Annotated in this window: 5 protein-coding genes and 1 pseudogene; all 6 read right to left on the bottom strand. The window is 64.3% G+C overall.

From position 1 onward, the window contains the following. Positions 1-166 (bottom strand): annotated as a pseudogene (locus ACE3TU_RS19110) (class I SAM-dependent methyltransferase); the annotation flags it as partial. Positions 167-234: 68 nt separating this feature from the next. Next, the gene (locus ACE3TU_RS19105) at positions 235-891 is read right to left on the bottom strand and encodes a hypothetical protein (protein ID WP_287694029.1); all 657 of its coding nucleotides are present in this window, start codon (positions 889-891) and stop codon (positions 235-237) included. Positions 892-1,211: 320 nt separating this feature from the next. Beyond that, on the bottom strand, positions 1,212-2,039 hold the full coding sequence (locus ACE3TU_RS19100) for a DUF932 domain-containing protein (protein WP_287694027.1): 828 nt from the start codon (positions 2,037-2,039) through the stop codon (positions 1,212-1,214). Between the two features lie 90 nt (positions 2,040-2,129). Next, positions 2,130-2,735: a DUF3275 family protein gene (locus ACE3TU_RS19095; protein WP_287694025.1), complete on the bottom strand. Its 606-nt coding sequence runs from the start codon at positions 2,733-2,735 to the stop codon at positions 2,130-2,132. A 55-nt stretch (positions 2,736-2,790) separates the two neighbouring features. Further along, positions 2,791-3,345: an STY4534 family ICE replication protein gene (locus ACE3TU_RS19090; RefSeq protein ID WP_287694024.1), complete on the bottom strand. Its 555-nt coding sequence runs from the start codon at positions 3,343-3,345 to the stop codon at positions 2,791-2,793. A 409-nt stretch (positions 3,346-3,754) separates the two neighbouring features. Next, positions 3,755-4,552 carry a GTPase gene (locus tag ACE3TU_RS19085; protein WP_287694119.1) on the bottom strand — a complete coding sequence of 266 codons (798 nt, stop codon included), beginning with the start codon at positions 4,550-4,552 and terminating at the stop codon, positions 3,755-3,757. Positions 4,553-4,664 lie beyond the last annotated feature (112 nt).

Raw genomic sequence — 4,664 nt, 5'->3', positions numbered from 1 at the left:
CGGCTTCGGCGATCGCCACGCCTTCGCCGGCGCAGGGATCGAGGATGCACATCGGCCCGTCGCTGGGCGCCAGTGCGGCGAGCGCTCTTTCGAGCGTGGGTTCATCCGTGGGGAAGTACCCGTTCTTCACGAAATTGCGGGCGAGCCGCGGGAACATGAGTGCCATGGGAATCTCCTGGGGCATGACGATGAAAGGAAGCGGACATGCGAGCGTGCATGTCCGGTGCGGAGACCTCAGGCCACCGCTTCGAGCGGCAGATCGGAGGTGTTCGGGTACGCGGGAGCGTCCGTGGTGAGCACATTGCTTCGGATCAGGCTGCCCAGCGCTTGGATCAGCGCCGGAACATCGATGGCGAGCCGATGGCCTTCCAATGGCCCGAGGGCGAATGGAAGACGGGTCAGCATCGACCGCGCCTGCAACAGCTCCAGCACGATGTCGCGCCAGTGATCGAGCAGCGGCAGCGGGCAGGTATCCCGCACCAGTAACCACAGCCGGTTGATCCGGTGTGCGGACTCGTGCGGCAGAAGCGCCAGCGCGCTGGCGTTGACCTTGTCGGGCTTCACGGCGCGACGGTCGAACAGCCACACGTTCGTCAGCGAGCCGAACAGCGTGCGGCGGTAGGCGCGGGTAATGCGCTTCTCCAGGTTCTCGACGTTGCCGACGAAAACCGGGATGCTCGCGCCCTGTTCGGTGATGACATGGAACTGGTCCAGCCCCTGCTCGTCGCGCCCGAGGGTCAGGCGAGCCAGGAACTCCTGGACGGCGGTGTCGCGCGCCCAGATCGAGAGAAAGACGAGGTTGCCGTTCTCGTCACCTACGCAGCCGTCGGCCATGAGGTCGGGGCATTCGTCGATGCGGTACAGCGTCTTGGAAGAATGGGTGGCAGGCATGGTGTTGTCCTCGAAGGAATCGGAGACAGCACGGCCCGCCGGGGCAGTCGCTGCCCCAAGGGGTGGAAGAAAGCGCCGGGAATGGCTTGGCGAAGAAGAACGACCTGCGCGTCGCAACGCGTCGTAGCCTTGAAGGTCTTGGCTACCTGGGCATGTTGCCGGCATCGCCGACGGACATGGGCATAGTCTGCTTCATAACCGAGCGGGACGTGAGCAACAAACCGCTGCGCGCACTGCTCACTTTGGTCGGCCTTCATCCATGTGGACCCTTCGAAAAAGAAAAGCGGACCATGCCGCGATGGGCACGATCCGCTTGGGGGTCAGGCTTTCAGCTTGCGCAGGCCTTCCGCGAGCAGCCAGAGTGCCCGGTTGAGCCGGACGTTCTGGTCGATGCCCTGGACAGGCCGTGTACGCTGCTGGCGCCCGTTGGCACTGCGGCCGGTCAGGCCGCCTTTGACGAGGTTCTCCTGGACCCGGTTGAACGTGGACCACAAGTCCGCATGGTTGTCATCGAAGCGACGCGGCTGCAGGATCTGGCTTTCCGTGATCGGCAGGGTCTTCCCAGGCTCGTCGTACTTGAGGACCAATGCCGATCTGGCGAAGACCTCGGCCTCGCCGTCGTCGAGCGTGATGGCACGCATGACGTCGCGCGAGTCCTGCACCTGCTCGAACCCATGCAGCACCTCGTAGGCACCCTCGATAACGTGATCGGTGACGTTGCCCTTGTGAGGCACGCGCACGTCGGCGAACGTGTCGCCGCACACCAGGCCGTTCTGACAGACGAAGCGGAACATTCCTGCCAGCATCTGGTAGCTGCTGGTGCCGTCGTGCGAATTGAGCAGGATGATCTCGTTCGCCTCGGCACCGTTGATCTGGCTCGCATGGCGAAGGCGCAGCATGTGCTTGGTGTAGTCGCGGCGGTCCTCCTGACGCACGCGGGTCTGGCACACCATGAACGGCTGGAAGCCTTCCTTGCGCAGTTCGGTCAGCACAGCCGCCGTGGGAATGTAGCTGTACCGCTCGGAGCGGCTCTCGTGCGGGGTGTCCGCGAAGATGGAGGGCGCGACGGTGCGGATCTGGTCATCCGACAGCGGCTGATTCGACCGCAGCACCGGGGAGCGATAAGCGAAACGGGATGCGAGTTGCATGACGATCTCCTTGGATAAGAGACCGGAGCCCCGCCCCACCGGGGAGGAACCCCGGCGGGTGGTGGAACGCCGCTGGCGCGGCGGTAGGAATCAGGCCTTGGCGAGATGCCAGTCCTGGGACAGCGGAGCGAACTCGTAGCCCAACACACCGAGACGGTCGCGCTGCTGACGCAGTACGCGGCGATCGACGGTGGCGTCGAGTTTGACGACATCGCCCAGCGGCCAGAGTGCGCCGAACAGTGCTGCATCGTCGGCCGAAGCCTCGGATGCCGCTGCGGCCGGCTCACTGCCGAACGGTGTGGTGTCGACCAGGGGATCGCGCGAGGAACGCGACTTCGACTTGGCCGTGGCCTTCGTCGTGTCCGGCGCGGGCGCTTGGGTTTCCTCGTCGATCGGATCGACCTCCTGCGGACTCAGCCGGCGGGCCTCGTCGCGGCTCAGGGCGTCGATGTTGGACAGCGTCATCCCGCCCAGGAGGGCGCGGATTTCGATGACCATGCGGCCGTTGGCGCTGTACGTGGAGGGGCGGATCTCGGCGATGACGAAATCGCCCTCGTACTTGCCTTCGGCGTACTGATCGAGTTCGGCGTTCTTCACGACGAACTCGCCGATGGAGGTCGCGAGGCGGCCGACGTTGAAATCGCCGTTGCGGCCGTGGATGGTCTTGATGGCCAGTTGGCCGGGGATGGTGATCATGAAGGTCTCCTGCTGACGATGAGAAGACAAGGCCCCGGCAGAGGGGCCTTGTGGATCAGAACGACTCGGCAACGGCCAATGCAGAAGCATCGGCAGCGTCGTCGTCAGCAGCATCCGCGGCGGGCTTGGAAGGCTCAGGTGTTGGAGCTTGCTGCGCGGCGGGCACGTCGGTCGTCACAGGGACTTCCGGAGTGCGCTCGTCGGTCTCGGTCGGCTTGGGCTCCGCCTTGTAGACGAGTTTGCCGTCGACCTTGATCCAACTGACGAACAGCAGGCGGGCCTTGAGGCTCACCCCCTGTTCACCGGCACGCTTCCCCTTGGAGTAGGTGAAGGTGTCGGTCCACAGGTCGCCCAGGCGGAAGCCGATCATCACCTTCTTCTCGGCGTCGACCGCTTGGATGCAACGGCGCACCAGGTGCTGCGCTTCCGAACCCGATACTCGCGTGTCGAAACGCACATACGAGACGTCATCGCTGGGACCGTTCAGGGCCGCGAGGTCGCAGGCCAGGAACGCATCGCCTTTCTTGGGCTTCACTTCGCGGATGCGATTGAGGTACCCGAGGCCGGTGATGTGCAGATCGAAGTAGGACTTGTCGGTGGAATTGGTCATGGTGAATCTCCTGAAGAACAAAGAGGCGGAGACACACCCGACCCAGGCGGGGAAGGTGTGGAACCCCCGCGTGGGTTGATGGAACAGCTAGGAGGCATCGCCATCGGAAACCGATGGGCGTTCGCGCAGGGATGCCGGTGCGAACTGGGGTGATCAACGCGGTCGGAACCGCGTCGCAGCCTTGAGGATCGTGGCTACCTGGGCATGTTGCTGACGGGAGTCAGCAGAACATGATGCCAAGCTTGGCAGACCCAGGCATTGAAGGCGACGAGGAATCTGTCCAGGGGGGCCACCGCTTTGCCCGCAGTATTGGAGGGGCGGTGCCTTTGAATCGAACAGACATAGATGTGATCTCCAAGCAAAACGACTGAAGGACCTCCCGCCGCGAGGACGGGAGGCTGCGTGGAGGTCAGTGCCGAACAGGCTTGCGGCCGGACAGGCATTGCACGCGAATGCGCCGCCAGTTCCCGTCGTCGATCAGCCGCTCCAGGGTCTCGCCGAGGATGTCGAAGAACACCTCATCGACCCGATCGACCAGCTCGCCATCGCGGTGCAACTCCACCGCGTACACATCGAGCCCGCGCTCGTACAGCACGGTGACGCGCCCCTGGAACTTCGCCGTGGTCACAGTAAAACTGATGGCGGGCGGCGTCGCGATGATGTCCTTGGGCAGCGGATCGACCCAGGTGAAGTCCCGCGCGCCGGCATCGACCAGCAGGTGGGTGATGCGCCGGAAGCCGTCGGGCGCGGGCAACTGTTCCATCTGCTGGATCAGCTCCTGCAACTCGGGGCAGCGGGGCTCGGGGATCGGCAGCTTCGCCGGTGCTGAACCGAGCACGAACCGTTGCACCGTGTACGGCTTGCCGTCGGAAGTGAATGCGGTTTCTTCCTCCGGCGTATCGGCGCGCAGACCATCGAAACGGCGTCGGGCGTAGGGTTCGACCTGCACCTTGACGCCCTCGTCGGGCACCTCGGTCACGAGCGCCCGGTCGAGCACCGCGAACTCGGCTCGCCCCGTCTTGACGACGATGGCGTCGTCGGTGGTGGCGATGACCTTGCCCTCGAAGGGTTTGGGATCGATGTGGAAGCCCAGCGTCGAAACCTTGGGCTGGCCGTCGAAGATGTTGAACTTGAAGCTGCGAACGTTGGAAGGCACGTGGCCGCTAACGAGCGTCGGCATCTGTGCGCGGATGGCTTGGGTATCCATGGGAGACTCCTTGTGGCAACCAAGGGACTCCCGCCCGCAAGGGAGGTATGTCCCTTGAGGGTGAGGTGGAAGGACACGGCATGCGTCCGGTGAAAGAAACAACCAGTGCGGC

The organism is Devosia sp. (genome assembly GCF_041917035.1).
Lineage (GTDB): Bacteria > Pseudomonadota > Alphaproteobacteria > Rhizobiales > Devosiaceae > Devosia_A.
The sequence above is the reverse complement of the archived record's forward strand: the minus strand, read 5'-3'. Positions and strand labels throughout refer to the sequence as shown.